Origin of the sequence: Aeromonas sp. R4-1, assembly GCF_040908325.1 — a bacterium.
In the GTDB taxonomy this organism is placed as follows: Bacteria; Pseudomonadota; Gammaproteobacteria; order Enterobacterales; family Aeromonadaceae; genus Aeromonas; species Aeromonas veronii.
Genome location: NZ_JBFODM010000078.1, coordinates 14,483 through 40,481, shown reverse-complemented (window position 1 = coordinate 40,481; position 25,999 = coordinate 14,483). Strand labels below are relative to the sequence as shown.

The window sequence follows — 25,999 nt, the reverse complement described above, 5'->3', positions numbered from 1 at the left end:
GTTGGAGCGTTACGGAAAAGGCGTAAATATCAAAGCATGTTTGCATGAGGCGCTGGGGCGCCCCATGCAACACGTAATTGGGACATAGCCTTTTTATTGAGGGATCCCTTGTTTAACCCCGGGTTGCCAGTATAATCCGGAGCCCTTGATCCTCTGGATCCTCACGCTCGGCAGCGGCCTTTTCAAGACCACGGCAGGATGAGAGGGAACGGCGGATTGACTAAAAGCCGAACTCTGTTTAGAATTCGGCCTCTTTTGCTAGTCGTCACACGCTATAGCTGGCGCGTCGGCTAAGTGTGACAATCAAAACTGTACAGAAATACGGAATCGAATCATGAAACGTACTTTTCAACCGTCCAACCTGAAGCGCAAGCGCTCTCACGGTTTCCGCGCCCGCATGGCAACTGCCAACGGTCGTAAAGTTCTGGCCGCTCGTCGTGCCAAGGGTCGTGCCCGTCTGGTAGTTTAATGCCTACCCAGCACACCTTCTCTCGGGAGTTACGTCTGTTAACTCCCGAACACTTCAAACGCGTTTTCGCCGAGCCTGTCCGGGCTGCTTCCCCGCAAATTACGCTTCTCGCCTGCCCCAATTCACTCGAACACTCTCGTCTTGGTCTCGCTGTGCCCAAAAAAGCACTCAAGCGTGCCGTCTGGCGTAACCGTGTCAAACGGGTGGTCCGGGAAAGTTTCCGCCTCAAACAACATCAGCTGCCCGCTATCGACATCGTGGTGATCGCCAAAGCCGGTGTGAAAGAGATGGATAACGAGGAACTGTTCAAGTTACTGGAAAAGCTATGGCGCACCCTGTCACGCCGTTGCAATGGGTAGCTATCAAACTGATACGCCTGTATCAGCTAATCATTAGCCCTCTGCTCGGGCCGCGCTGCCGTTTTACTCCAACTTGTTCCCAATTTGCGATAGAAGCCATCCGACTTCACGGTTTCATAAAAGGCGTTTGGTTAGCTAGCAAACGTCTATTAAAATGCCATCCCTTATCCGAGGGTGGTTATGACCCGGTTCCGCAACCAAAGCGAAGAAACTGAAGACTATGGAATCACAACGCAATCTACTCCTGATCGGTTTGCTGTTCGTGAGCTTTCTGCTCTGGCAACAGTGGGAGTCCGACAAGGCTCCGAAGCCGGCCCCGACTACCGTGGCCCAAACCGAACATTTCGTACCTGAAGCCGGTCAGACCGGTGATATTCCTCAGGTTTCCGAGCAAGCCAACGCGACTGCCGCACGCAAGCTGATCACCGTCTCCTCTGACGTGCTCAAGCTGACCCTGGACACCCAGGGTGGCGACATCGTGTCTGCCGAACTGCTGTCTCACAAACTGGAAGAGGGCAAGGACCAACCGTTCGTGCTGCTGACCAGCAAGCCTGAGCACCTCTATATCGCCCAGAGCGGTCTGGTGGGTCGCAACGGTCCGGACAGTCAGGCCGAAGGTCGTCCTACCTATGAAGCCGCCCAGACCAGCTATCAGCTGGCCGATGGTCAGGATCAAGTCGTCGTTCCGATGACCTGGACCGACAGCAAGGGCGTGGTCTTCACCAAGGAGTTCATCCTCAAGCGTGGCGACTATGCCGTTGGCGTTGATTACCAGATCGACAACAAATCTGCCGAGCCGGTTCAGGTGCAGTTCTATGGTCAGCTGAAGCAGACCGTAGCCACACCGAAGGATCAGGAAGGTCATGCCATGGTAGCCAGCGCTTACCGTGGTGGTGCCTTCTCCACTGAAGATACCCGCTACAAGAAGTACACCTTCGACGAGATGAAGGATGCCGACCTGAACAAGACCACCAAGGGTGGTTGGGTCGCCATGCTGCAACACTACTTCGTCTCTGCCTGGGCACCGAATGCCGACGATACCAACAGCTTCTACAGCCGTGTGATCCCGGGCAAAGGCCAGGCCATCATCGGTTACAAGGCGCCGCTGGTTGACGTGGCCGCCGGCCAACAGGCTGAAGTAACCAGCAAGCTGTGGGTCGGTCCCAAGCTGCAAGACCAGATGGCCAAGGTGGCTAACCACCTTGACCTGACCGTCGACTACGGCTGGCTGTGGTTCATCGCCCAACCGCTGCACTGGCTGCTGACCGTGTTCCACGGTTTCGTCCAGAACTGGGGTCTGGCCATCATCATGCTGACCCTGCTGGTGCGCGGCATCATGTTCCCGCTGACCAAGGCCCAGTACACCTCCATGGCCAAGATGCGCATGCTGCAACCCAAGATTGCGGCCCTGCGTGAGCGCTTCGGCGATGACCGCCAGAAGATGTCTCAGGGCATGATGGAGCTGTACAAGAAGGAGAAGGTCAACCCGCTGGGTGGCTGCCTGCCGATCCTGGTTCAGATGCCGATCTTCATCGCCCTTTACTGGGCACTGATGGAGTCCGTCGAACTGCGTCACGCGCCGTTTGCCCTGTGGATCACTGACCTGTCAGTGAAGGACCCCTTCTTCGTGCTGCCAATCCTCATGGGTGCCTCCATGTGGTATCTGCAGAAGATGAGCCCGACCACCGTAACCGACCCGATGCAGCAGAAAGTGATGCAGTTCATGCCGATCATCTTCACTTTCATGTTCCTCTGGTTCCCGGCTGGTCTGACTCTCTACTGGCTGGTGAGCAACGTCATCTCCATCATCCAGCAGACCATCATCTATCGTCAGCTGGAGAAGAAAGGACTGCATTCACGCAGCTAATCTTCCCGTGATGACAAAAGAGGCGGCCTTCGGGCCGCCTTTTTTATTACAATGTCTCCCACTACGTTTTCCTATCAGCGAACAAACGAGCCAAGCAAGATGACAACAGATACGATCGTGGCCCAGGCCACCGCGCCAGGCCGTGGTGGCGTCGGCATAGTCCGGGTCTCCGGCCCCGCCGCCGAACAGGTCGCCGGGATAGTGCTCGGCAAGCTCCCGCGGGTGCGCTACGCCGAATATCTGCCGTTCAAGGATGAGCAAGGCCAGGTACTGGATCAGGGCATCGCCCTGCTGTTCAAAGCCCCCAACAGCTTCACCGGCGAGGATGTGCTGGAGCTGCAGGGCCACGGCGGTCCCGTCATCATGGACATGCTGATCCGCCGCATTCTGAAAATCGATGGCATCCGCCCTGCCCGCCCCGGCGAGTTTAGCGAGCGCGCCTTCATCAACGACAAGCTGGATCTGGCCCAGGCCGAAGCCATCGCTGACCTTATTGAAGCCTCCAGCGAACAGGCCGCTCGCAGTGCCATGCACTCCCTGCAGGGGCAGTTCTCCAGCAAAATCCAGCAACTGGTGGAGAGCCTGATCCGGCTGCGCATCTATGTGGAAGCGGCCATCGACTTCCCGGACGAGGAGATCGACTTCCTCTCCGACGGCAAGGTGGCGGGCGACCTCTACGCCATCATGTCCGAGCTGGACGACGTACGCGGGGAAGCCAAACAGGGCGCTCTGCTGCGGGAAGGGATGAAGGTGGTGATCGCCGGTCGTCCCAACGCCGGCAAATCAAGCCTGCTCAATGCCCTCGCGGGCCGCGAGTCAGCCATCGTCACCGAGATTGCCGGCACCACCCGCGACGTGCTGCGCGAACACATCCATCTCGATGGCATGCCGCTGCACATCATCGACACCGCCGGTCTGCGCGACACTCAGGACAAGGTGGAGCAGATCGGTATCGAACGCGCCTGGGCCGAGATCGAACAGGCCGATCGGGTGCTGTTTATGGTGGATGGCACCACCACAGATGCGGTCGACCCGCGGGAGATCTGGCCGGAATTTGTTGATCGGTTGCCAAAAAACATCGGCCTCACCGTTATTCGCAACAAGGCCGACCTGACCGGCGAGGATCTGGCACCGAGTCAGGAGCAGGGCCACGCCGTCTACCGCATCTCCGCCAAGACCGAGCTGGGGCTGCCAGCCCTGCGTGAGCACCTGAAAGCCTGCATGGGTTTCCAGGGCAACACCGAAGGGGGCTTTATGGCTCGCCGCCGCCATCTGGATGCGCTGGAGCGTGCCGCCGAGCGGCTGCTGGTGGCCAAGGAGCAGCTGGAAGTGTTCGTAGCTGGCGAACTGGTGGCCGAAGAGTTGCGCCTGGCGCAGGAGTCCCTCTCCGAGATCACCGGTGAATTCAGCTCCGACGATCTGCTGGGTCGTATCTTCTCCAGCTTCTGCATCGGCAAGTAAGCCGGTTCGGCAAACAATAAAAAGCCCGGGTTCATCCCGGGCTTTTTGTTGTGCGTTTTTTGTCCGCAAACCTAGAGGCGACGCAGGCACCACATGAAGTAAGCGCCCCCTAACAAGGTGGATACCAGCCCAACCGGCACTTCCTGCGGGAAGAGGATCTGCTGGCCGACCCAGTCCGCCGAGACCATCAACAGGGCGCCGGAAGCGGCGGCCCCAAGCAGGTGCCAGCGTGCCCGCACCAACCCCATCAGCTTGGCCATATGTGGCGCCAACAGGCCGACGAAGGAGAGCGGCCCCACCACCAGGGTAGCGCTGGCAGTGAGCACGGCCACCAGCAGCAGGATGGCGAGCTGGGCACGGTTGAGGCGAATACCGAGTGCAGTGGCTACCGCCGCCCCCATCGGTAGCAGATCGAGCCAGCGGCTCACCAGCAGGCAGGCGGCCAGCATCAACAGCGCCAGCCCCACCAGCCCATAGGCCACCGGCAGGGTGACGTAGTAGGTGGAGCCGGACATCCAGGAGAGCAGTTGCTGCACCCGCATGTCGCCGTTGGCCAGCGCGATGGCCTGCAGCGGCTCAAACAACGCTGTGATGGCGATACCTGAAAGCAGGATCCGCTCCGGCTGGAAGCCGTGCTTGCGATTGACCAGCACCAGCAGCAAGAGACAAGCGAAGGCCCCGAGCAGGCCACCGACCAGCATCAGCGGCAAAGGCAACGCGGGCAGCAGCAGCGCCGTCGCTATCACCCCCATAAAGGTGCCACCGCTCACCCCCAGCAGCTCCGGGCTCGCCATCGGGTTGTTGCTGACCCGCTGCAACAGGGTACCCGCCAGCGCCAGCAGTACGCCAGCCGCCCCCGCCGCCAGAGTGCGCGGCAGTCGCCACTCCAGCTGGGCCTGCCAGCGCAGCCAGCTCGGCCAGTTCCAGCCCGTCATCCCCTGTCCAACCAGCAGGGAGGCGACCACGGCCAGCATCAGCCCGACCAACAACAGGCCAATAAGGTGAGCCGGAGCCGGATGGCGAGCCACCAGCAGGCTGGCGTTTGCCTTCGGCGTACCCGACTTGATGCCAAGGCGCGGGATCAGCCATAGCAGCAACGGTGCGCCCAGCAGGGCAGTCATGGCGCCGGTGGGGATCAAGACTGGCCAGAAGCGGCTCAGGCTCTGCAGCAGCAAATCGGTGGCCGCCAACAGCAGGGCGCCGAGGATCGGTGCCCACAGCAGCCGCTGGCCAAGCTGGCGGATCCCGAGCAGCCGCACCATGGCCGGTGCGGCCAACCCGATAAAGCCGATCAGCCCCACCACGCTCACCACGCAAGCAGTGACAAATACCGCCAAGCCAAGCCCCGCCAGTCGCAAGTGTTGGAGGGAGACCCCCAGACTGCGGGCGCTGGCATCATCCAACTCCAGCACAGCCAGCGGGCGTACCAGCACAACGGCCAGCGCAGCGGCTGCCAGCAGGCGGGGCAACAGGTAACTCACCCCGCTCCAGCTGTTCTGCACTAGCGAGCCACTACCCCACACCAGCAAGCCTTTCAGCTCCTCCTGAAAGAACAGCAAGAGCCCCATGCTGATGGCCGCCAGATAGAGGTTGATCACCAGCCCGGCAAAGACGATGACCACCGGATTGAGCTGGCGACGCCAGGCCAGGGCAAACACCAGTGCCATCGCGAGGCTGCCACCGGCCATGGCGATCCACTCCCGCCCCAGCAGCAACCAGGAGGGGGCAAACAGGGTCACCATCATCAACGCCAGTTGGGCACCGGAGGCCACCCCCAAGGTGGTCGGTGACGCGAGCGGGTTGCGCAGCACCTGCTGCATCAGGGTGCCCGCCAGCCCGAGCGCCGCCCCAGCCAGCAGGGTGACCGCCAAGCGGGGCAGCCAGCTGAAATGCACCACCGCTTGGCTGACATCATCCAGATTGGGGGTGAACAGGCTCTGCCACCAGAGCGCACCGGGCAGCTGGCGAGCCAGCTCCCAATACGCGAGCAAGAGGGTCAACCCCAGCAGGATCGAGACCGGCCGCAGCAGCGGTGATGTGAGCAGTCGCTTCATCGGCTCGCCTCCATACGCTCGGCATCTTGCAGCAATGCATCGCTGAGCAGACCGGCGAAACGGCGGGCTGCAAGTACGCCGCCAAAACTCCAGACCGCAGGCAGATGCAGCACGGGCGCCTGCCGTACCAGCGGCAGATGCTGCCACAGCCCAGGCTCCTGCAGCCGTTCGCTCACCCCTACCGGGATGGGATCGACCACCACCAGCCGCGCGGTTGGCAAGGTCATAAACTGCTCGATGCTGACCACCGAGAACCCCCAGTCATTGGTCTGCTCCTGCCAGCCATTGCGCAGGCCGAGCCGCGTCATCACCGCATCGAACAGGCTGTGGCGACCAAACACCCGCACATGGCGCTCATCGATAAACTGCACCACCAGCAGGGGCGGCAGATCCGCAGGCAATCTGGCCTGCATACTGGCGAGCTCCAGATCCAGCCCGGCCAGCAGCCGTTCGCCCTCGGCGGTTTTACCCACCATACGGGCGAGGGTCAGGGTCACCTCGTGTAGTCTCTGCCACAGATCGGTTTGCCCATCATAGAGGGCGATGGTGCTCACCGGCGCGATGCGGGAAAGAGTTGGCGCCAGCGGGGCCGCCAGCGGCGAGATGAGGATTCGATCGGGTTTGAGCTCCGCCAGCAGCTCGCGGTTGGGCTGGGTGCGCAGGCCGATATCCACCACTCCGGCAGGTAGCCGTGGCTCGCCGACCCATGCCTGATAGGGGCCTGCATCCCCAACGGCCAGCGGCGTCACCCCGAGCGCCAGCAGGGTTTCGGCTATGGTCCAGTCGACGGTGGCGATACGGGGTAGCGGCGCAGCAGCGATCGAGGATGTGTCGGCCTGCGCAACAAGTGGTAACAACAGGCTGATAAGGCAGGGAGCCATCTTCTTCAATAAAAGGTTCAAGGATGCCCCCGGTCAGACGATGGCGATGGGATGAGCATGGGCCGGGTGGCGAATGACCTCCATCGGGATGCCATAGATGGCGTTCAGGGTCTCGCTGGTCATGAGCCCCTCAGGTTCACCGTGGGTAAGCAGGCGGCCGGAGTGGAGCGCCACCAGCCGATCACAGAAGCGGGAGGCCATATTGATGTCGTGAATGACGATGATGACGCCGAGGTTTAGCTGACGGCTGAGCTGCCTGACCAGGGTCAGCACCTCCACCTGATGGGCCACGTCCAGCGCGGCCAGCGGCTCGTCCAGCAGGATGAAGCGGCTCTCCTGGGCCAGCAGCATCGCCAGCCAGACCCGCCCCCGCTCGCCGCCGGAGAGGGTATCCACCAGCCGATCGGCAAAGCGTTCGGTATGGGTAAGGGCGATGGCCCGATCGACCTGACGGTGATCCTCCGCCCCCATCCGGCCCAGCAGGCCGCGCCAGGGGTAGCGGCCCATCTCCACCAGCTCCCGCCCGAGCAGATTCTCGGCGCTCGGCAGATGCTGGGGCAGATAGGCCACCTGACGGGCAAACTCCCGATTGCCCCAGTCGGGCAGCGGCTTGCCATCGAACAGGATCTCGCCGTCGCTGAGGGGTTGCTGGCGTGCCAGCAGCTTGAGCAGGGTCGATTTGCCCGACCCATTGTGGCCGATGAGGCCATAGACCTGTCCCTGCTCGAAACGCAGGTCGGTGGGGTGCAGCAGCGTGCGGTCATTGACCGTGAAGCTGGCTGATTTCATCTCGAACATAAGCAATTCCTGTGCTGGCTTGCCGCCAGTCTCATCGGTGCCAGCATCAAGCCAGCACCTCGCAATCCAGGTGAGCGATCGCATCACGGCTCACTTCGGCGCGGCGCGCGCCGGTCAGTTCGGTGAGCTGACCCTGACGCATCTCCAGCAGGCGATCGGCCAGCGGGAAGTAGTGATCATCGTGACTGATGGCAATCACCGTCTTGCCCATCTCCTTGAGGCGCGGCAGCAGCACCTGATAGAAGATGCGACGGAACTGGGGATCCTGATCCGCAGCCCACTCGTCAAACAGCATCACCTCGCGCTGCTCGGCCAGCGCCAGCAGCAGGGCGACCCGCTTGCGCTGCCCCTGAGAGAGTTCGATATCGGCGATAAAGCCATCCTCGATGGTGAGCTTGCTGCCCATCTGCAACCGCTCCAGCCACTCGGCCACCAGCTCATCCTTGGGTTCCGGCCCCAGCAGGTGCTGGAACAGGTGATAGTCGGTAAAGATGGCGGAGAAGAGCGCCAGATAGCCATTGCGATTGGTGATCGGCTCACCATCCAGCAGGATCCGGCCCGATACCGGCTGGTAAAGGCCGGTCAGCAGCATGGCCAGGGTCGACTTGCCGGAGCCATTGCCGCCGATGATGAAGATCTGCTCCCCCTTTTCGATGACCAGATCGATGGGGCCAACGGCAAAGCCGCCCTCCCCCTGATAGTGAAAGCTCACCTGCTCCAACTCGATACGCTGCCAGGGGCGGATGGCGGGCGGCAGCGGGAAGTCCGCATCCGGCTCGGCCAGATTGAGGGCGGCGATCTTGTCGAACGCCACCTGAGCGGCAAGCAGGGTCGGCAGGGCGCCAATCCCCTGCAACAGCGGGGTACGCAGGAACAGCAGGGTCAGCGCAAAGGTGGCGGCCACATTGGTGTTGGCCCAACCAAGGCCGTTGGCCAGAAAGAAGACCAGACCGATCGCCCCCAGCATCATGATATTCGACCAGTTCACCGCGCTCAGGTGATAGGTGTCGGCGCGGATGATCTGCTGGCGGTAGTCACGGGCATTTTGCTCATAGAGCTGGTGGTAAACGAAGTGAGCCCGCTCGCGGTTGAGCGCCAGCTCCTTGCTGCCCGCGATGATGGCCTGATAGTTCTGATAGAGCCGATCTTCGGCCTGACGCATGTGGGAGAGATGGCGATAAACACGGTTCACCAGCAACCAGCCCACCACCATGGTGACGGTGACCCAGAGCGCAGTCACCCCGAGCAATGCAGGAGAGAGCCAGCCAAGGTAAAGGGCAGAACCCAGCGTGAGCACCAGCCCCTGCACCAGCTCAGGCAGGCGCACGAAGGCGATGGTGATCTGGCCGATATCGCTGGAGAGGGAGGCCAGCAGTGGCCCCTGACCAATCTGGCGGATGCGGGCGACATCGGTATCCAACAGTTGCTTGAGCAGACGGCCACGCAACCGGTAGACAAAATGGTGACCGAGAGTGGTCAGGGCCAGCTGAGATCCGAGCGTGATCACCAGCAGCAACACAATCAGGCCGACCAGCTGACCGAGGATCGGCAGCGGATCACCTATAGATTCGATAAGAGACTGATTGATAAAAGCAATGACGCCAATCCCGCTGACGGCACTGAGCAGACTGAGCAGGGTAATGGCGATAAAAGGCCAACGATATTGGCGATAAACCAGAGACAAGAGTTCCATAACGGACCGGTATTCCAGATATATCAGAACAACTGCGGGTGAAAAGAAGGGCGGGAACCCGGTTCCCGCCCGACTTCGATTACCAGCGGTAGTTGATGCTGCCCACTACGCTGCGCGGCTCGCCGTAGTAGCAGTAGTAGTCACAACTGGCCACGTAGGTTTCACCCAGCAGGTTGTTGACGTTGAGCTGGGCACGCCAGTTCTTGGCAAAGTCATACCCGATCATCGCATCCCAGACGGTATGGGCCGGCACCTCGGCAGAGCCGTAGATGGGGGTGAAGTCCGCATTCACGGCGCCAATACCCACGCTGGAACCGATATAACGTACACCGGTACCCAGCTCCAGACCCGAAGCCACCCCTTGCTGCACCTTGTAGTTGCCCCAGAAGGAGGCCTGGTGGCGAGGGATCAGGCTGGCACGGCGATCGCCACTGCCGGTGTCGTTGGTTTTGGCATCTGTGTAGGTATAAGCAGCGGTCAGACGCAGCGCATCTGTCACCTGCACGCTCCCTTCCAGCTCAATCCCCTGAGAGGTCATCTCGCCAGCTTGGGTCTGCTGGCCTGAGCCACTGGAAACCAGAGCGTTACTTTGCTCCAGATCGAACAGCGCCAGATTGATGTAACCGTCGAGGAAGGCAGGCGCATATTTGACGCCTGCTTCATACAATTTTCCCTCACGGGATTTATATGAAGTTTTGGTATTCGGATCGATCCCGGGCAACATCAAGAACGACTCAGAATAAGCAAGATATGGCGAGATGCCGTTGTCGGCCAGATACATCAAGCTGCCGGAAAGGGATAGCGCATGATCGTACTGCTTTTCATCTCTATCATATGTTTTGCTGATGTTATGGGTCTCGACATAGTCAAAGCGACCACCTCCTGTCAGCAACCAGCGATCGTCCCAACGGATCTGATGCTGGGCATAGATCCCCTCTTGAGCCATAGTTGTTTTCTGGTAAGTGGCCGTTGACTCATCAAATCCAGGGAAGCCGCTGTAATCCGGGTTCATGGTATTGATGGAGCCCATACCGTAGTTGTCGGCCTCGACCCCTTCATTGACGTGACGCTGCAGATCCACCCCCAGCAGCAAGGTCTGTTCGGTGCTGTCAGTGTTCCAGTAACCCACCATCTGGTTATCCATGGTGGCACTCTTGGTATTGCCATCACGGTAAACCAGGCCACGACTGGCGGTTGTGCCTTCATAGGTCGGGAAGATATAGGTCTGGCGCAGCAGCAGATCGTTATAGTTGAAACGGACGTTCTGCTTGAACTCCCAGGTCTGGTTGAGCTGGTGGGCCAGCTCATAACCGGTGGAGATCTGGGTATTGCGGTTGCGATCGTAATCCGGCTGGCTCAGGTTGGTGGAGGGATCAATCTGGCCACCTGACGTATTCAGGGTGCCATAGACCGGGAAGAAGCCGTTGGTCGGGACCCCTTCGTCGTGCAGAAAACTGGCCAGCAGGGTCAGGCTGGTACGATCCGAAAGATCGAAGGTAACGCTAGGCGCCAGATAAACCCGATCGTTGTAGGTGCCGGTGAGCACCCCATCACGCTCTTTATAAAGAGCAACCATCCGGAAACGGCTGCTGTCGGAGAGCGAGTCAGAGACATCCACCCCGACCTGACGATGATCCCGGCTGCCCAGTTGCAGATCCACCAGCCCTTGCGGTGTGGCGGTTGGTCGCTTGCTAATGGCATTGATCACCCCGCCCGGAGGCGCTACGCCATAAAGCATTGAAGCGGGCCCCTTCAGCACTTCCAGACTCTCCAGGCCGAACGGTTCCGGCGTCCAAAGATAGTAACCAGAGCCAAACAGGATGCTTCCATCGAGATAGGAAGCAGCATCGAAGCCACGTACCTTGAACCAGTCGGTGTTGTTGTCGGAGCCATAGAGGCCGGTCAATACACCGGAACGGTAGCGAATCGCTTCATCAAGCTGCAACACGGCGTGCTGATCCAGCTCCTCGCGATTAACCACGGAGACGGCGCGAGGGGTCTCTGCCATCGGCACTTCCACCTTCATGGCCGTACCGGTCACCACCATGGTTTCGCTGGCTTTGGGCAGCTCAGCGGTGGTTTGTTCGGCCATCAGCGGCAGGGAGACGAGCAAACCGGAGAGCGAAAGCACGCCGAAGGCGCCCTTCTTGCCGGGTCCTGTAGTGTATTTTTGCGCAATCATATTAAATTCTCGTTTATCAATGAGTTATGTTGTTTTAATTGTTATTTGTGGTCGTTTGTCACGACATCACCCTGTTCCATGGGCGAATAAAGCAGCGCAATCCTACTACAGGAGCTGTGATCGAATCGATTCAATAATTGCTAATCATTTGCATCTACATTGTTATCTAGCTGCATCGTTGGCAGGATTTCGCGGGAGATGGGAGCCATCAGGAGAGCCATGAGCGGAGAAGAAAATGGAGAGGAATATAAAGAAGCAGAAAAAAGATCGGCAGGATGAATCCGGTGGCATTATCTGACTGGATCCATTATCCCCAAGCTTTATCCATATTTATCCACACCCTTTGGCGGTAGAATCCGGCTTTCCGTTTCTTTGTCTGAAATCAGGATCCATTCCATGGCCAAACTCAATCTCGTCGTCGGCTCCATGCTGGGCGCCGCCGAATATGTCGCAGACCACGTCGCCAACCTGCTGGAACAGGCTGGCCACCAGACCCGGATCCACAACCCGGCCAAGCTGGCAGAGGTGCTGGATGATGCGGGATCCATCCTGCTGGTGGTCACTTCCACCCATGGTGCCGGTGATGTACCCGACAACCTGCAACCCTTCGCCAAGGATCTTGCCGAGCAGCATCCGGATCTTAATTCATTGAAATATGGCGTGATCGCCCTTGGCGACAGCAGTTATGACACCTTTTGCCAGGGCGGCAAGACGCTGGAGCGGCTGCTGGCCGAGTGCGGTGCCAGCCGGATCGGCGAGCGGCTCGACATTGATGTGACCCAACACGAGATCCCCGAAGATGCCGCAGAAGTGTGGATCCGCGACTGGATGACGATGATCGCCTGATCAGCGTGCGGGAGATCCTGAAAAAAAGCTTGATCTCCCCACTTATCCCCAGATCGACTATCCACCATGTTATTAACAGATTGATCCGGGGGAGTTGTTCTACAAGGTTACCCACAACGCCCAGGGGTAATGTGCATAACTACGGTGTAAAGCTCTGCAAAACCTATAGTTATCCATGTATTAGATCCAGACCGACAGACCTCTGTGTATAAAAGTCCTGGTTATCCCCTCGTTCACCGGGCCAGGATCCAAGCTTTTCCACAAGCTAGGATCGTCCTTAAATTAATGATCTTTATGATCAAAAAGTGCTTATCAACAGAAAGGGCGGATCCTAATAAGAGATCCAGTAAAAGATCGATCTAAAGATCCTTAAGATCTAATTAGTGGATCCTCCCTTCATACTGAACGTTAAGTAGACGTTCCCCTCAGGACGCGAAACAGATAGAATGTTCCGCCCTTTAGCCCAGGCAAATAAAGATCTTCAGGCGTGCAGATCAAGGTGATCCCAATGCAATACCATGAACAATTTGATGTGATCGTCGTCGGTGGCGGTCATGCCGGAACCGAAGCAGCAACAGCGGCAGCCCGCATGGGCATGAACACCCTGTTGCTGACCCACAATATCGATACGCTGGGACACATGTCCTGTAATCCGGCGATCGGCGGGATCGGCAAGGGACACCTGGTCAAGGAAGTTGACGCACTCGGCGGGATCATGGCGCGTGCCATCGATCTTGGCGGGATCCAGTTCCGCACCCTCAACTCCTCCAAGGGCCCGGCGGTGCGAGCCACTCGTGCCCAGGCGGATCGCCTGCTCTACAAGGCCGTCGTTCGCCAGATGCTGGAGAACTACCCGAACCTGAAGATCTTCCAGCAGGCCTGTGACGATCTGATCATGGACGGGGATCGTGTTGCTGGTGTGGTCACCCAGAGCGGGATCCGCATCAGCGGCAAGACTGTGGTGCTGACGGTCGGTACCTTCCTGAATGGTTTGATCCACATCGGGATGGAAAACTACAAGGGCGGCCGTGCCGGGGATCCTCCCTCGATCGCATTGGCCCAGCGCCTGCGTGAACTGCCGCTGCGCATCGATCGTCTCAAGACGGGCACCCCGCCGCGCATCGATGCCCGCAGCGTCGATTTCTCCGTAATGCAGGAACAGCACGGCGACGATCCGCGTCCGGTCTTCTCGTTTATCGGCAATGCCACTCAGCATCCCCGTCAGGTGCCTTGCTACGTCACCCACACCAACGAGCGTACCCACGAGGTGATCCGCAATAACCTGGATCGCAGCCCCATGTACGCTGGGGTGATCGAGGGGATCGGCCCGCGCTACTGCCCGTCGATCGAAGACAAGATCACCCGTTTCGCCGACAAGACGGCGCACCAGATCTTCGTTGAGCCGGAAGGCCTGACCACCCACGAACTCTATCCGAACGGGATCTCCACCAGCCTGCCGTTTGACGTGCAGGTGCAGATCGTCCGTTCCGTGCGCGGCTTCGAGAACGCCCACATCACCCGCCCCGGCTATGCCATCGAATATGATTTCTTCGATCCGCGGGATCTCAAGGCCAACATGGAGAGCAAGTGCATTCCAAACCTATTCTTCGCCGGCCAGATCAACGGGACGACCGGTTACGAAGAGGCGGCGGCACAAGGCTTGATGGCGGGTCTGAACGCGGCACTGCGTGCCCAGGACAAGGATCCCTGGAACCCGCGTCGGGATCAGGCCTATATGGGGGTGATGATGGACGATCTCTCCACCTTGGGGACCCGCGAGCCTTACCGCATGTTCACCAGCCGCGCCGAATATCGCCTGCTGCTGCGTGAAGACAACGCCGATATCCGCCTGACCGCCATCGGTCGCGAGCTGGGTCTGGTGGATGACGAGCGCTGGAGCAAATTCAACGCCAAGATGGAACAGGTCGAGCTGGAGCGTCAGCGTATGCGTTCAACCTGGATCCACCCGCAACATCCGTCACTGGAAGCGGTCAACGCCCTGGTCAACACCCCGCTGACCCGCGAACAGAGTCTGGAAGAGCTGCTGCGTCGCCCCGAGGTGACCTATGATGCGCTGATGGCCATCGAAGGGGTTGGCCCTTCCGTGACTGATCCTGCCGCGGCCGAACAGGTTGAGATCCAGATTAAGTATGCCGGTTACATCGAGCGTCAACACGATGAAGTGGAAAAGCAGCTGCGCAACGAGAACACCCTGCTTCCGCTGGATCTGGACTATCGCGAGGTGAACGGCCTCTCCAACGAGGTGAAAGCCAAGCTGAACGATGCCAAACCGCAGACCATTGGTCAGGCTTCCCGCATCTCCGGCATCACCCCGGCGGCCATCTCCATCCTGCTGGTTCACCTGAAAAAACACGGCCTGCTGCGTAAAACCGCCTGAGGATTCTTACCGTTGGAAAATATGCTGGAAAGATTGAACGGCCTGCTCATGCAGGCCGGAATTGTTATCACCGATACCCAAAAGAGCCAACTGGTGCAGTTGGTCGAGTTGCTGCACAAGTGGAACAAGGCTTACAATCTCACCTCGGTGCGAGATCCGGACGCCATGCTGGTCAAGCATATCCTCGATAGCCTGGTGGTAAGCCCCCACTTGCACGGTGAGCGCTTCATCGACGTGGGGACCGGTCCCGGCCTGCCGGGATTGCCGCTGGCGATCATCAATCCGGACAAGCAGTTCGTCCTGCTCGACAGTCTGGGCAAGCGGATCAACTTCATCCGTCAGGTGATCCAGGAGCTGGGTCTGACCAATGTGACGCCGGTCAAATCCCGGGTTGAAGAGTATCAACCCGAGGTGGGATTTGATGGTGTACTGAGTCGGGCATTTGCCTCGCTGGAGGACATGCTGAGCTGGTGTCACCACCTGCCGTCAGAACAGGGTTGCTTCCTGGCACTCAAGGGACAATATCCCGAGCAGGAGCTGGCCCAGTTGCCTGCCAATATCCGTCTGGTAGCCTGTCATGAGTTGCGGGTGCCGGAGCTGGAAGGCGAACGTCATCTGCTGGAATTCAAACATATCCAGCCCGAATAGGGTCGCAGTTTCATTTAGGGGATCGTGTGGGAAAAGTCATCGCCATAGCCAACCAGAAGGGTGGAGTGGGTAAAACCACCACCTGTGTGAATCTGGCCGCCTCCCTGGCTGCCACTCGGCGCAAGGTGCTGGTGATCGATCTGGATCCGCAGGGCAATGCCACCATGGGCAGCGGTGTCGACAAGTATGACGTCGAGCGCACCGCCTATGAGCTGCTGATCGAGGATGCCCCCATCAGCGAAGTGATCATCCCTGAAACTTCCGGGGGCTATCACCTGATCGCCGCCAACGCCGACGTGACCGCGGCCGAAATCCGTCTGATGGAGTTTTTCGCCCGCGAAATCCGCCTGCGCAATGCGCTGGCCTCGGTGCGGGACAAATACGACTACGTCTTCATCGACTGCCCGCCTTCTCTCAACATGCTGACCGTGAACGCCATGGCTGCCGCCGACTCCGTGCTGGTGCCCATGCAGTGCGAATATTACGCGCTGGAGGGGCTTACCGCCCTGGTCGACACCATCAGCAAGCTGGCCGCCGTGGTCAATCCGGAGCTCAAGATCGAAGGGGTGCTGCGCACCATGTTCGATCACCGCAACCGGCTGGCCAATGATGTGTCCGATCAGCTAAAACAGCACTTCGGCGACAAAGTCTACCGAACCATCATTCCCCGCAACGTTAGATTGGCTGAGGCCCCGAGTTTCGGTGCCCCGGCCATGCACTATGACAAATCATCGGTGGGCGCCAAGGCCTACCTGGCACTGGCTGGCGAGATCCTGCGCCGCCAGGAGCAGGAACGTCAGGCGACCATCGCAGACCGAGAGAGCATATGACTCCGAAAAAACGTGGACTGGGCAAGGGGCTGGATGCCCTGCTCAGTACCAGCACGGCTGCCCGCCAGAAACAGGTGATGAGCGATCAACGTACTGAAGAGGCCATGGCCCCCACCAATCAGGGCGAGCTGCGCAAGCTGCCGGTGGAGTGGTTGCAGTCCGGCAAGTACCAACCCCGCAAGGACATGTCCCAGGATGCACTGGAAGAGCTTGCCAACTCCATCCGCGCCCAGGGGGTGATCCAGCCCATCGTGGTACGCCCTCTCGGCGAACAATCCTTCGAAATCATTGCCGGTGAGCGGCGCTGGCGCGCGTCCCAGCTGGCGCGGCTCGAGGTGGTGCCCTGCATCGTCAAGGATGTACCCGACGAGGCTGCCGTCGCCATCGCGCTGATTGAGAATATTCAGCGGGAAGACCTTAATGCCATCGAAGAGGCGGTCGCTCTACAAAGACTGCTGACCGAATTTGAACTCACCCACCAGCAGGTGGCCGAGGCGGTGGGCAAGTCCCGCACCACGGTGACCAACCTGTTGCGTCTCAACCAGCTCAACGATGATGTGAAGCGTTTCGTCGAGCATGGCGACCTCGACATGGGCCATGCCCGTGCCCTGCTGGCTCTGAGCGGCCAGGCCCAGTCCGAACTGGCCAAGCTGGTTGCCCAGAAAGGGCTGACCGTGCGCGATACCGAGAAGCTGGTGCAAAAAGCGCTCGAACCGGCAAAAGCCAGGGTCGAACCGGCCCGTGATCCGCAGATCGGCTACCTGGAGCGCCAACTGGCAGAAAAAATTGGCAATCAGGTGCAACTTCAGCCTGGCAAGCGGGATAGCGGGAAGTTAGTAATAAGTTACGAGAATTTGTCCGATTTGGACCGTATATTGGGCTATTTTGGCGTGTCGGAATCGTGATTTTTACGCTTTTTGTAGTAATAAAACATCCATTCCTTTTGATATGACCATAACCCTGATTTGCCGCGGAAAGCCGCAAAAATTAAGGATTTTTGTCATATTGCAATAGCTGCCCTCAAGGGTATAATTTGACCGGCTTTAAGAGCTGTTAACATGGGGTCTTCGGATCCCGATTTTTTACAGTTCTGTAATGTTCAGGGGTAGGTTGGTGAAGCAGAAAATAGCCTTGGAAGGTTTGACACTGGCCTTGGTTATGCTCGTTTGTCAGCTCATCCTGATCCTGGCGATGAGTGCCGTCTGGTTTTACCTGACTGGTGCCAGCGCCGGTTATTCCGCCCTCTACGGAGGGGGGATGTACTGGGTTCCTCAAGCCTTGTTTACTGTCTGGGTGCTGCGCCGCAAGGTGACAACCGAGAGTGTGGGCCTGGTTTTGCGGGACTTTTATGGTGGGGCAGGGATTAAGCTCATTTCTACAACAGGTCTATTCGCCCTGATGTTTGGTGCGGGAGTCGAGGTCGTTACCGTCTCGTTTTTCGCCACTTATATCCTCGCCCTCGTTGTACAGTGGATGGTTTCATTCACGCTTAACAACCACTATTAGGAAAACTCATGTCTGCAACCGGAGAAGTCCTGACTCCTCAGGGATATATCTCCCACCACCTGACCCACCTTCAAGTCGGGTCCGGGTTCTGGACGGTCAATATCGACTCAATGGTATTTTCCGTCGTGCTAGGCGCCCTGTTTATCCTGCTGTTCCGCAAAGTAGCCGTTAACGCTACCAGCGGGGTGCCGGGTAAGCTGCAGTGCTTTGTGGAGATGCTGGTCGAGTTTGTGAATGGTAACGTCAAAGACATCTTTCACGGTCGCAACAAGGTCATCGCACCTTTGGGGCTGACGGTGTTTGTGTGGATCTTCCTGATGAACTTCATGGATCTGATCCCCGTTGACTTTATCCCTCACGCTGCACAATTGATGGGTATTCCCTATCTGCGTGTGGTTCCCTCTGCTGACGTTAACATCACCATGTCCATGGCTTTGGGCGTGTTCTTCTTGATCCTGTATTACAGCATCAAGGTCAAGGGTATCGGCGGGTTTGTGAAGGAGCTGACGCTTCAGCCTTTCAACCACCCGGCGGCCATCCCGGTTAACCTCATCCTGGAAACTGTTACGCTGATTTCCAAACCTGTTTCTCTGGGTCTTCGACTGTTCGGCAACATGTATGCTGGCGAACTGATCTTTATCCTGATTGCGGGTTTGTTACCCTGGTGGTCACAGTGGATCCTGTCCGTGCCTTGGGCAATTTTCCACATCCTGATCATCACTTTGCAGGCATTCATTTTCATGGTTCTGACCATCGTCTATCTGTCGATGGCGCAGGAAGACCATGGTTGATGCAACTCAAATAATCCTTTTTATACAATCAATTACATCTAAATAACTGGAGATCCTCATGGAAAACTTGAACATGGACCTGCTGTACATCGCTGCTGCAATGATGATGGGTCTGGCTGCTATCGGCGCTTCCATCGGTATCGGTATCCTGGGTGGCAAGTTCCTGGAAGGTGCTGCTCGTCAACCGGATCTGATCCCTGTTCTGCGTACCCAGTTCTTCATCGTAATGGGTCTGGTGGATGCGATCCCGATGATCGCCGTTGGTCTGGGTCTGTACGTGATGTTTGCGGTTGCTGGCTAAGTCGTTACGACTCTCCAGGCATAACCCATTAACTAACTTAAGAGGACATCGGCTGTGAATATCAATGCCACCCTCCTCGGCCAAGCAATTGCTTTTTTCTTCTTCGTAGTGTTTTGCATGAAGTACGTATGGCCGCCGCTGATTGCTGCCATCGAAGCCCGTCAGAAAGCTATTGCTGATGGTCTCTCTTCTGCCGAACGTGCCAAGAAAGATCTGGATTTGGCCAAGGCCAACGCCACCGATCAGCTGAAAGAAGCCAAGCTGCAGGCTGCTGAAATCATTGAGCAGGCTAACAAACGTAAAGCCCAGATCATTGATGAAGCTGCCGCTGGTGCCCAGTCTGAGCGGGAAAAAATCCTGGCTCAGGGCCGTGCCGAGATCGAAGCTGAACGTCATCGTGCCAAAGAAGAACTGCGTAAGCAGGTTGCTGCTCTTGCCATTGCTGGTGCAGAGAAGATCCTGGCGCGTCAAATCGACCAGGCTGCCAACAGCGACATCGTCGACAAACTGGTAGCAGAACTGTAACGGGAACGGGGCTATGTCTGAACTGACTACAATCGCTCGCCCCTACGCCAAGGCTGCTTTCGAGTTTGCCGTTGAGCACAAGGCGGTTGACCAGTGGCTGGGTATGCTCGGTTTCGCTGCGCAAGTAGTGGAAAACGAGACCATGCACAACCTGGTAAACGGCTCTGTGGCCGCCGAAGAGCTGGCAACGCTGTTTGTCGGTGTCTGCGGTGAGCAACTCGACGTGCATGGCCAGAACCTGATCCGGGTGATGGCCGAGAATGGTCGCTTGGGTGTGCTGCCGGCGGTCGTTGCTGAATTTGTAGCGTTCAAAGCTGAACTGGATAAAGAGGTTCAGGCTGACGTGATTTCGGCGATCGAACTGACCGACCAGCAGAAAGCCAATATTCAGGCTTCTCTGGAACAACGTCTCGCGCGCAAAGTGAAGCTGAATTGCAGCATCGATGCGTCCTTGATGGCCGGGGTGCTCATCAAGGCCGGTGATCTGGTAATCGACGGCACAGTCCGCGGTAAGCTGGATCGCATGGCTGACGCGCTGCAATCTTGATTGGGGTATTAGAGCATGCAACTGAATTCCACTGAAATCGCCGAGCTGATCAAGCAGCGCATTGCGCAGTTTGATGTAAAGAGCGAAGCGCGTAACGAAGGTACTATCGTCTCTGTGAGCGACGGTATCATTCGTATTCACGGCCTGGCTGATGCCATGCAGGGTGAGATGATCGAGCTGCCGGGCAACCGCTACGCTCTGGCATTGAACCTGGAGCGTGACTCCGTCGGTGCGGTGATTATGGGTTCCTATGACGGTCTGTCAGAAGGAATGAAAGTAAAAGGTACTGGCCGTATTCTGGAAGTGCCGGTCGGTCGTGGTCTGTTGGGCCGGGTGTTGAACACCCTGGGTCAGCCGATCGACGGTAAAGGTCCGATCGACAACGACGGCTTCTCGCCGATCGAAGTGATCGCACCGGGCGTTATCGAGCGTAAGTCTGTTGACCAGCCGGTCCAGACCGGTCTGAAAGCCATCGATGCCATGATCCCAATCGGTCGTGGCCAGCGTGAGCTGATCATCGGTGACCGTCAGGTTGGTAAGACCGCCATCGCGATCGACACCATCATCAACCAGAAAGATTCCGGCATTAAGTGTGTCTACGTTGCGATTGGCCAGAAGGCCTCCACCATCGCCAACGTGGTGCGCAAGCTGGAAGAGCACGGCGCCCTGGCCAACACCATCGTGGTCGTTGCCTCTGCCTCCGAAGCGGCTGCTCTGCAGTACCTGGCTCCCTATGCCGGTTGCTCCATGGGTGAGTACTTCCGTGACCGCGGTGAAGATGCGCTGATCATCTATGATGACCTGTCCAAGCAGGCCGTAGCTTATCGCCAGATCTCCCTGCTGCTGCGCCGTCCGCCAGGACGTGAAGCTTACCCGGGTGACGTTTTCTATCTGCACTCCCGTCTGCTGGAGCGTGCTGCTCGCGTTAACGCCGAGTACGTAGAGAAGTTCACCAAGGGTGAAGTGAAAGGCAAAACCGGCTCTCTGACCGCGCTGCCGATCATCGAAACCCAGGCGGGTGACGTATCTGCGTTCGTTCCGACCAACGTGATCTCCATCACCGATGGTCAGATCTTCCTGACTTCACAGCTGTTCAACTCCGGTATTCGTCCGGCGGTTGACCCGGGTATCTCCGTATCCCGTGTAGGTGGTGCTGCTCAGACCAAGATCGTCAAGAAGCTGTCCGGTGGTATCCGTACCGCGCTGGCCCAGTATCGCGAACTGGCGGCATTCGCCCAGTTCTCTTCCGATCTGGACGAGGCGACTCGCAAGCAGCTGGATCACGGTGTGAAAGTGACCGAGCTGATGAAGCAGAAGCAGTACTCTCCGTTGAGCGTGGCTCACCAGTCTCTGGTGCTGTTCGCCGCCGAGAAAGGCTATCTCTCCGATGTCGAGCTGAACAAAATCGTCGACTTCGAAGCCGCTCTGCTCTCTTACGCCAATACCCAGCATGCCGAGCTGATGGCTGAAATCAATGCCAAAGCCGACTACAACGACGCGATCGTTGGCAAGCTGACTGCGTTGCTGGATAGCTTCAAAGCAACCCAGACCTGGTAAGCGTGTGTGGCAGCGTGAGCTGCCACTTGATGGAGAGTAAGAGATGGCCGGCGCAAAAGAGATACGTAACAAGATCGGGAGTGTGAAAAACACTCAGAAGATCACCGGCGCTATGGAAATGGTGGCAGCAAGCAAAATGCGCCGTGCGCAGGAACGCATGTCTGCCAGCCGTCCGTACGCTGAAACCATGCGCAAGGTGATCGGCCATATCGCTCAGGGGAACTTGGAATACAAGCACCCCTACCTCATCGAACGTGAGGTCAAGCGAGTGGGTTACATCGTCGTCTCCACCGACCGTGGCCTGTGTGGTGGTCTGAACATCAACCTGTTCAAGGCTGCCCTCAATGATATGAAGCAATGGAGCGCGAAAGGTGCCAAGGTTGACCTGGCACTGATCGGTAACAAGGCCTCCAACTTCTTTGAACGGCACGGCGCCAAGGTTAAAGCTCATGTCGCAGGACTGGGCGATAGTCCGAGCGTCAATGACCTGATTGGTTCAGTCAAGGTCATGCTGAAGGCTTACGACAACGGTGAGATTGACAAGCTGTATCTGGTGTACAACAAGTTCGTCAACACCATGGTGCAGCAACCACGGGTCGATCAACTGCTGCCTTTGCCCGTAACTGAAGACAGCAAGCTCGCCAAGAAACACCACTGGGATTACCTCTATGAGCCGGATCCCAAGAAGCTGCTGGATACCCTGCTGGTTCGCTATGTCGAATCTCAGGTTTACCAGGGTGTAGTGGAAAACTTGGCAAGTGAACAGGCAGCCCGAATGGTTGCCATGCAAGCCGCGACTGACAACGCCGGTAACCTGATTAACGATCTGCAACTGGTATACAACAAGGCCCGTCAGGCCAGTATTACCCAGGAGCTGACAGAGATCGTATCCGGTGCTGCTGCGGTGTAAGGCAAGGGTTATCAAAGGTTTAGAGGATTTGACATGAGTAACGGTTTCATCGTCCAAATCATCGGCGCTGTGGTGGACATCGAGTTCCCGCAGAATGCCGTGCCCCAGGTGTACGATGCACTGAAGGTCGTTAGCGAAGGTCAAGGCCAGGGTCTGGTGCTGGAAGTTCAGCAACAGATCGGTGGCGGCGTCGTTCGTTGCATCACCATGGGCTCCTCCGACGGTCTGCGTCGTGGGTTGGAAGTAGTGAATAGCGGTAAATCCATCCAGGTTCCGGTCGGTACTGCGACTCTGGGTCGGATCATGAACGTACTGGGCGAGCCAATCGACGAAAAAGGTCCGATCGGTGAAGAAGAGTGCTGGTCTATCCACCGCGCTGCCCCCAGCTACGAAGATCAGTCCAACAGCAACGATCTGCTGGAAACCGGCATCAAGGTTATCGATCTGGTATGCCCGTTCGCCAAGGGTGGTAAGGTTGGTCTGTTCGGTGGTGCCGGTGTAGGCAAAACCGTAAACATGATGGAGCTGATCCGTAACATCGCGATCGAGCACAGTGGTTACTCTGTGTTTGCCGGTGTTGGTGAGCGTACCCGTGAGGGTAACGACTTCTACCACGAGATGATGGAGTCCAACGTACTGGACAAAGTATCTCTGGTTTACGGTCAGATGAACGAGCCGCCCGGAAACCGTCTGCGCGTAGCGTTGACCGGCCTGACCATGGCCGAGAAGTTCCGTGACGAAGGTCGTGACGTGCTGTTCTTCGTGGACAACATCTACCGTTACACCCTGGCCGGTACCGAAGTATCCGCACTGCTGGGCCGTATGCCTTCCGCAGTAGGTTACCAGCCGACCCTGGCCGAGGAGATGGGTGTTCTGCAAGAACGTATCACCTCCACCAAGACCGGTTCCATCACATCCGTACAGGCCGTTTACGTTCCTGCGGATGACTTGACTGACCCGTCTCCGGCGACCACCTTCGCCCACCTGGATGCGACCGTCGTACTGTCCCGTCAGATCGCGGCACTGGGTATCTACCCGGCCGTTGACCCGCTGGACTCTACCTCTCGTCAGCTGGATCCGCTGGTGGTTGGCAAGGAGCACTACGAGACCGCTCGTGGCGTTCAGACCGTACTGCAGCGCTACAAAGAGCTGAAGGACATCATCGCCATCCTGGGTATGGATGAACTGTCAGAAGAAGACAAACTGACCGTAGCCCGTGCCCGTAAGATCGAGCGTTTCCTGTCCCAGCCGTTCTTCGTTGCAGAAGTGTTTACCGGTTCTCCGGGTAAATACGTGCCGCTGAAAGAGACCATCCGTGGTTTCCAGGGCATCCTGAAAGGCGAGTATGACGATCTGCCCGAGCAGGCGTTCTACATGGTTGGCGGTATCGACGAAGTCGTCGAGAAATCCAAGAAACTGTAAGCCTCGACAGGAGGGCCCATGGCAGAGATGATCTCCTTTCACCTGGACGTGGTGAGTGCCGAAGGAAAACTGTTTTCCGGTCGCGTGCAATCCGCTCAGGTATCAGGCTCCGAAGGTGAGTTGGGTCTCCGCCACGGTCATGCTCCGTTGCTGACTGCCATCAAGCCGGGCCTGGTCCGCTTGGTGAAGCAGAACGGAACTGAAGAGGTGCTGTACATCTCCGGCGGTATGCTGGAAGTACAACCTGAATCCGTGACCGTGCTGGCGGACACCGCGATTCGTGCTGACGACTTGGATGAGGCGAAAGCCCAGGAAGCCAAGCGCGCAGCCGAAGAGCGGATCCACAGCTCCCATGGTGATATCGACTACGCCCAGGCCGCCACCGAGCTGGCCAAGGCGATGGCTCAACTGCGAGTCATCGATATCGTCAAAAAGAATTACCGCTAATAACGGTGATGTAAAAAGCGACCTTCGGGTCGCTTTTTTTTTACCCGTTGGATAGACTCCGCCGAGTATTTCCTCATGTTCCAAAGGTCAATTTATGTCCCTCAACGTCGTGATCCTGGCTGCGGGTAAAGGTACCCGCATGCGCTCTTCCCTGCCCAAGGTACTGCACCCGGTAGCCAACAAACCTATGGTTTCCCATGTGATCGATACTGCACGTCAGGTCGGTGCCGAGCAGCTGCATCTGGTCTATGGCCACGGTGCCGAACTGCTGAAAGAGCGGATCGTGGCGGCCGATGTGAACTGGGTGCTGCAGGCGCAACAGCTGGGGACAGGTCACGCCGTCGCCCAGGCCATCCCGTTCTGCAAGGATGAAGACGATGTGCTGGTGCTCTACGGCGATACCCCGCTGATCCAGCCCGAGACCCTGCAGCGACTGCTGGCTGCCAAGGCTGAAAACGGGATGGCACTGCTGACCGTGGTACTGGACAACCCCACCGGCTATGGCCGCATCGTCCGTGAAAACGGTCTGGTGGTCGGTATCGTCGAGCAGAAGGATGCCAATGCCGAACAGCTGGCGATCCGTGAGGTGAATACCGGCGTGCTGGTGGCCAACGGCGGTCAGTTGCGCAGCTGGCTCTCCCGTCTGGACAACAAGAATGCCCAGGGGGAGTTCTACCTGACAGACGTGATCGCCATGGCGCACGCCGATTGCTGCCCGATTGCTGCGGTCCATCCGGAGCGTGCCGCTGAAGTGGAAGGGGCCAACAATCGGGTACAGCTGGCTGCTCTTGAGCGCAGCTATCAGCAGATGCAGGCCGAGAAACTGATGATCGCCGGTGCTACCCTGATCGACCCGGCCCGCTTCGATCTGCGCGGAACCCTCGAGATCGGTGAAGAGGTGGTGATCGACGTCAACGTCATCATCGAAGGCAAGGTCGTCTTGGGCAATCATGTGCGTATCGGTGCCGGTGCCGTGCTGAAGGATTGCGTCATTGGCGATCACACCGAGGTGAAGCCCTACTCCGTCATCGAAGGTGCCCAGATTGCCGATCAGTGCTCGGTCGGTCCGTTTGCCCGTCTGCGCCCCGGTGCCGTGCTGGAGCAGGATGCCCACGTCGGCAACTTCGTCGAGATGAAGAAGGCCCGTCTTGGGGTTGGTTCCAAGTGCGGTCATTTGACCTATCTGGGTGATGCCGAGATCGGAGCCGGGGTAAATATCGGTGCCGGTACCATCACCTGCAATTACGACGGCGTGAACAAGTTCCAGACCATCATTGAGGATGATGTGTTCGTCGGTTCCGATACCCAGCTGGTGGCGCCGGTGCGCATCGGCAAGGGGGCGACTCTGGGGGCGGGTTCTACCATCACCAAGGATGTGGCCGAGAACGAGCTGGTGATCACTCGGGTGCCCCAGCGCCACATCAAGAACTGGGCTCGCCCGGTCAAGAAGAAGTGATGCCCGATCAATAAAATAGAACCGGCGCCTGATGGCGCCGGTTTTTTTGGC

Annotated in this window: 25 protein-coding genes; 20 read left to right on the top strand and 5 right to left on the bottom strand. The window is 58.1% G+C overall.

The annotated features are described in order from the left end of the window. Positions 1 to 334 precede the first annotated feature (334 nt). The 5 genes from rpmH to mnmE all read left to right on the top strand — a co-directional run bounded on the left by rpmH (position 335) and on the right by mnmE (position 4,156). Positions 335 to 469 (top strand): 50S ribosomal protein L34, encoded by a 135-nt coding sequence (rpmH, locus tag AB5Y90_RS14580; RefSeq protein WP_005307156.1) that lies wholly within the window; start codon positions 335 to 337, stop codon positions 467 to 469. After that, entirely contained in the window at positions 469 to 828 is a 360-nt protein-coding gene (rnpA, locus tag AB5Y90_RS14575) for a ribonuclease P protein component (RefSeq protein ID WP_005339313.1), read from the top strand. The genes rpmH and rnpA overlap by 1 nt, the downstream gene beginning before the upstream one ends. Then, positions 795 to 1,043: a membrane protein insertion efficiency factor YidD gene (gene yidD / locus AB5Y90_RS14570; RefSeq protein ID WP_075116235.1), complete on the top strand. Its 249-nt coding sequence runs from the start codon at positions 795 to 797 to the stop codon at positions 1,041 to 1,043. The genes rnpA and yidD overlap by 34 nt, the downstream gene beginning before the upstream one ends. 5 nt (positions 1,044 to 1,048) lie before the next feature. Next, positions 1,049 to 2,695: a membrane protein insertase YidC gene (yidC, locus tag AB5Y90_RS14565; RefSeq protein WP_307895884.1), complete on the top strand. Its 1,647-nt coding sequence runs from the start codon at positions 1,049 to 1,051 to the stop codon at positions 2,693 to 2,695. A 99-nt stretch (positions 2,696 to 2,794) separates the two neighbouring features. Further along, the gene (gene mnmE, locus AB5Y90_RS14560) at positions 2,795 to 4,156 is read left to right on the top strand and encodes a tRNA uridine-5-carboxymethylaminomethyl(34) synthesis GTPase MnmE (RefSeq protein WP_019445516.1); all 1,362 of its coding nucleotides are present in this window, start codon (positions 2,795 to 2,797) and stop codon (positions 4,154 to 4,156) included. A 71-nt stretch (positions 4,157 to 4,227) separates the two neighbouring features. Here the strand turns inward: mnmE and fhuB are convergent, their stop codons facing one another. The 5 genes from fhuB to AB5Y90_RS14535 form a co-directional block, all read right to left on the bottom strand. Beyond that, on the bottom strand, positions 4,228 to 6,210 hold the full coding sequence (gene fhuB, locus AB5Y90_RS14555) for a Fe(3+)-hydroxamate ABC transporter permease FhuB (protein WP_307895873.1): 1,983 nt from the start codon (positions 6,208 to 6,210) through the stop codon (positions 4,228 to 4,230). Further along, complete coding sequence (locus AB5Y90_RS14550; protein ID WP_307896887.1) at positions 6,207 to 7,091, bottom strand: ABC transporter substrate-binding protein; 885 nt, start codon at positions 7,089 to 7,091, stop codon at positions 6,207 to 6,209. The genes fhuB and AB5Y90_RS14550 overlap by 4 nt, the downstream gene beginning before the upstream one ends. A 33-nt stretch (positions 7,092 to 7,124) precedes the next feature. Next, on the bottom strand, positions 7,125 to 7,889 hold the full coding sequence (locus AB5Y90_RS14545) for an ATP-binding cassette domain-containing protein (RefSeq protein WP_307895872.1): 765 nt from the start codon (positions 7,887 to 7,889) through the stop codon (positions 7,125 to 7,127). Positions 7,890 to 7,935: 46 nt separating this feature from the next. Then, complete coding sequence (locus AB5Y90_RS14540; protein ID WP_204480529.1) at positions 7,936 to 9,582, bottom strand: multidrug ABC transporter permease/ATP-binding protein; 1,647 nt, start codon at positions 9,580 to 9,582, stop codon at positions 7,936 to 7,938. Between the two features lie 79 nt (positions 9,583 to 9,661). Then, positions 9,662 to 11,764 (bottom strand): TonB-dependent siderophore receptor, encoded by a 2,103-nt coding sequence (locus tag AB5Y90_RS14535; protein WP_368167064.1) that lies wholly within the window; start codon positions 11,762 to 11,764, stop codon positions 9,662 to 9,664. A gap of 396 nt (positions 11,765 to 12,160) precedes the next feature. Between AB5Y90_RS14535 and mioC the strand changes: the two genes are divergently transcribed. The 15 genes from mioC (at position 12,161) to glmU (ending at position 25,948) form a co-directional block, all read left to right on the top strand. Next, a complete protein-coding gene (mioC, locus tag AB5Y90_RS14530) occupies positions 12,161 to 12,610 on the top strand; it encodes an FMN-binding protein MioC (RefSeq protein WP_368167062.1) in 450 nt (149 codons plus the stop codon). A 508-nt stretch (positions 12,611 to 13,118) separates the two neighbouring features. Next, entirely contained in the window at positions 13,119 to 15,008 is a 1,890-nt protein-coding gene (gene mnmG, locus AB5Y90_RS14525; protein WP_368167061.1) for a tRNA uridine-5-carboxymethylaminomethyl(34) synthesis enzyme MnmG, read from the top strand. A gap of 21 nt (positions 15,009 to 15,029) precedes the next feature. Continuing rightward, positions 15,030 to 15,656: a 16S rRNA (guanine(527)-N(7))-methyltransferase RsmG gene (gene rsmG / locus AB5Y90_RS14520; RefSeq protein ID WP_041202839.1), complete on the top strand. Its 627-nt coding sequence runs from the start codon at positions 15,030 to 15,032 to the stop codon at positions 15,654 to 15,656. Positions 15,657 to 15,682: 26 nt separating this feature from the next. After that, on the top strand, positions 15,683 to 16,486 hold the full coding sequence (locus AB5Y90_RS14515) for a ParA family protein (RefSeq protein WP_042013350.1): 804 nt from the start codon (positions 15,683 to 15,685) through the stop codon (positions 16,484 to 16,486). Beyond that, complete coding sequence (locus AB5Y90_RS14510) at positions 16,483 to 17,391, top strand: ParB/RepB/Spo0J family partition protein (RefSeq protein ID WP_005342343.1); 909 nt, start codon at positions 16,483 to 16,485, stop codon at positions 17,389 to 17,391. Before AB5Y90_RS14515 ends, AB5Y90_RS14510 begins: the two co-directional genes overlap by 4 nt. Positions 17,392 to 17,581: 190 nt before the next feature. Beyond that, a complete protein-coding gene (locus AB5Y90_RS14505) occupies positions 17,582 to 17,992 on the top strand; it encodes an ATP synthase subunit I (RefSeq protein ID WP_019445506.1) in 411 nt (136 codons plus the stop codon). A gap of 8 nt (positions 17,993 to 18,000) precedes the next feature. Further along, positions 18,001 to 18,783: a F0F1 ATP synthase subunit A gene (atpB, locus tag AB5Y90_RS14500; protein ID WP_005339335.1), complete on the top strand. Its 783-nt coding sequence runs from the start codon at positions 18,001 to 18,003 to the stop codon at positions 18,781 to 18,783. A gap of 58 nt (positions 18,784 to 18,841) precedes the next feature. Then, on the top strand, positions 18,842 to 19,084 hold the full coding sequence (atpE, locus tag AB5Y90_RS14495) for a F0F1 ATP synthase subunit C (protein WP_005307205.1): 243 nt from the start codon (positions 18,842 to 18,844) through the stop codon (positions 19,082 to 19,084). A 54-nt stretch (positions 19,085 to 19,138) separates the two neighbouring features. Then, on the top strand, positions 19,139 to 19,609 hold the full coding sequence (gene atpF, locus AB5Y90_RS14490; RefSeq protein WP_005339336.1) for a F0F1 ATP synthase subunit B: 471 nt from the start codon (positions 19,139 to 19,141) through the stop codon (positions 19,607 to 19,609). A 13-nt stretch (positions 19,610 to 19,622) separates the two neighbouring features. Continuing rightward, positions 19,623 to 20,156, top strand: coding sequence for a F0F1 ATP synthase subunit delta (atpH, locus tag AB5Y90_RS14485; RefSeq protein WP_005339341.1), 534 nt, complete (start codon positions 19,623 to 19,625; stop codon positions 20,154 to 20,156). A gap of 15 nt (positions 20,157 to 20,171) precedes the next feature. After that, positions 20,172 to 21,713, top strand: coding sequence for a F0F1 ATP synthase subunit alpha (atpA, locus tag AB5Y90_RS14480; protein ID WP_005339342.1), 1,542 nt, complete (start codon positions 20,172 to 20,174; stop codon positions 21,711 to 21,713). Between the two features lie 43 nt (positions 21,714 to 21,756). Further along, positions 21,757 to 22,623, top strand: coding sequence for a F0F1 ATP synthase subunit gamma (atpG, locus tag AB5Y90_RS14475; protein ID WP_005339343.1), 867 nt, complete (start codon positions 21,757 to 21,759; stop codon positions 22,621 to 22,623). 33 nt (positions 22,624 to 22,656) lie between these two features. Then, positions 22,657 to 24,045, top strand: coding sequence for a F0F1 ATP synthase subunit beta (atpD, locus tag AB5Y90_RS14470; protein WP_005339344.1), 1,389 nt, complete (start codon positions 22,657 to 22,659; stop codon positions 24,043 to 24,045). Positions 24,046 to 24,063: 18 nt separating this feature from the next. Further along, positions 24,064 to 24,492, top strand: a complete 429-nt coding sequence (locus tag AB5Y90_RS14465; protein ID WP_005339345.1) for a F0F1 ATP synthase subunit epsilon — start codon at positions 24,064 to 24,066, stop codon at positions 24,490 to 24,492. A gap of 94 nt (positions 24,493 to 24,586) precedes the next feature. After that, positions 24,587 to 25,948, top strand: a complete 1,362-nt coding sequence (gene glmU, locus AB5Y90_RS14460) for a bifunctional UDP-N-acetylglucosamine diphosphorylase/glucosamine-1-phosphate N-acetyltransferase GlmU (protein ID WP_307895863.1) — start codon at positions 24,587 to 24,589, stop codon at positions 25,946 to 25,948. The last annotated feature ends 51 nt before the right edge of the window (positions 25,949 to 25,999 follow it).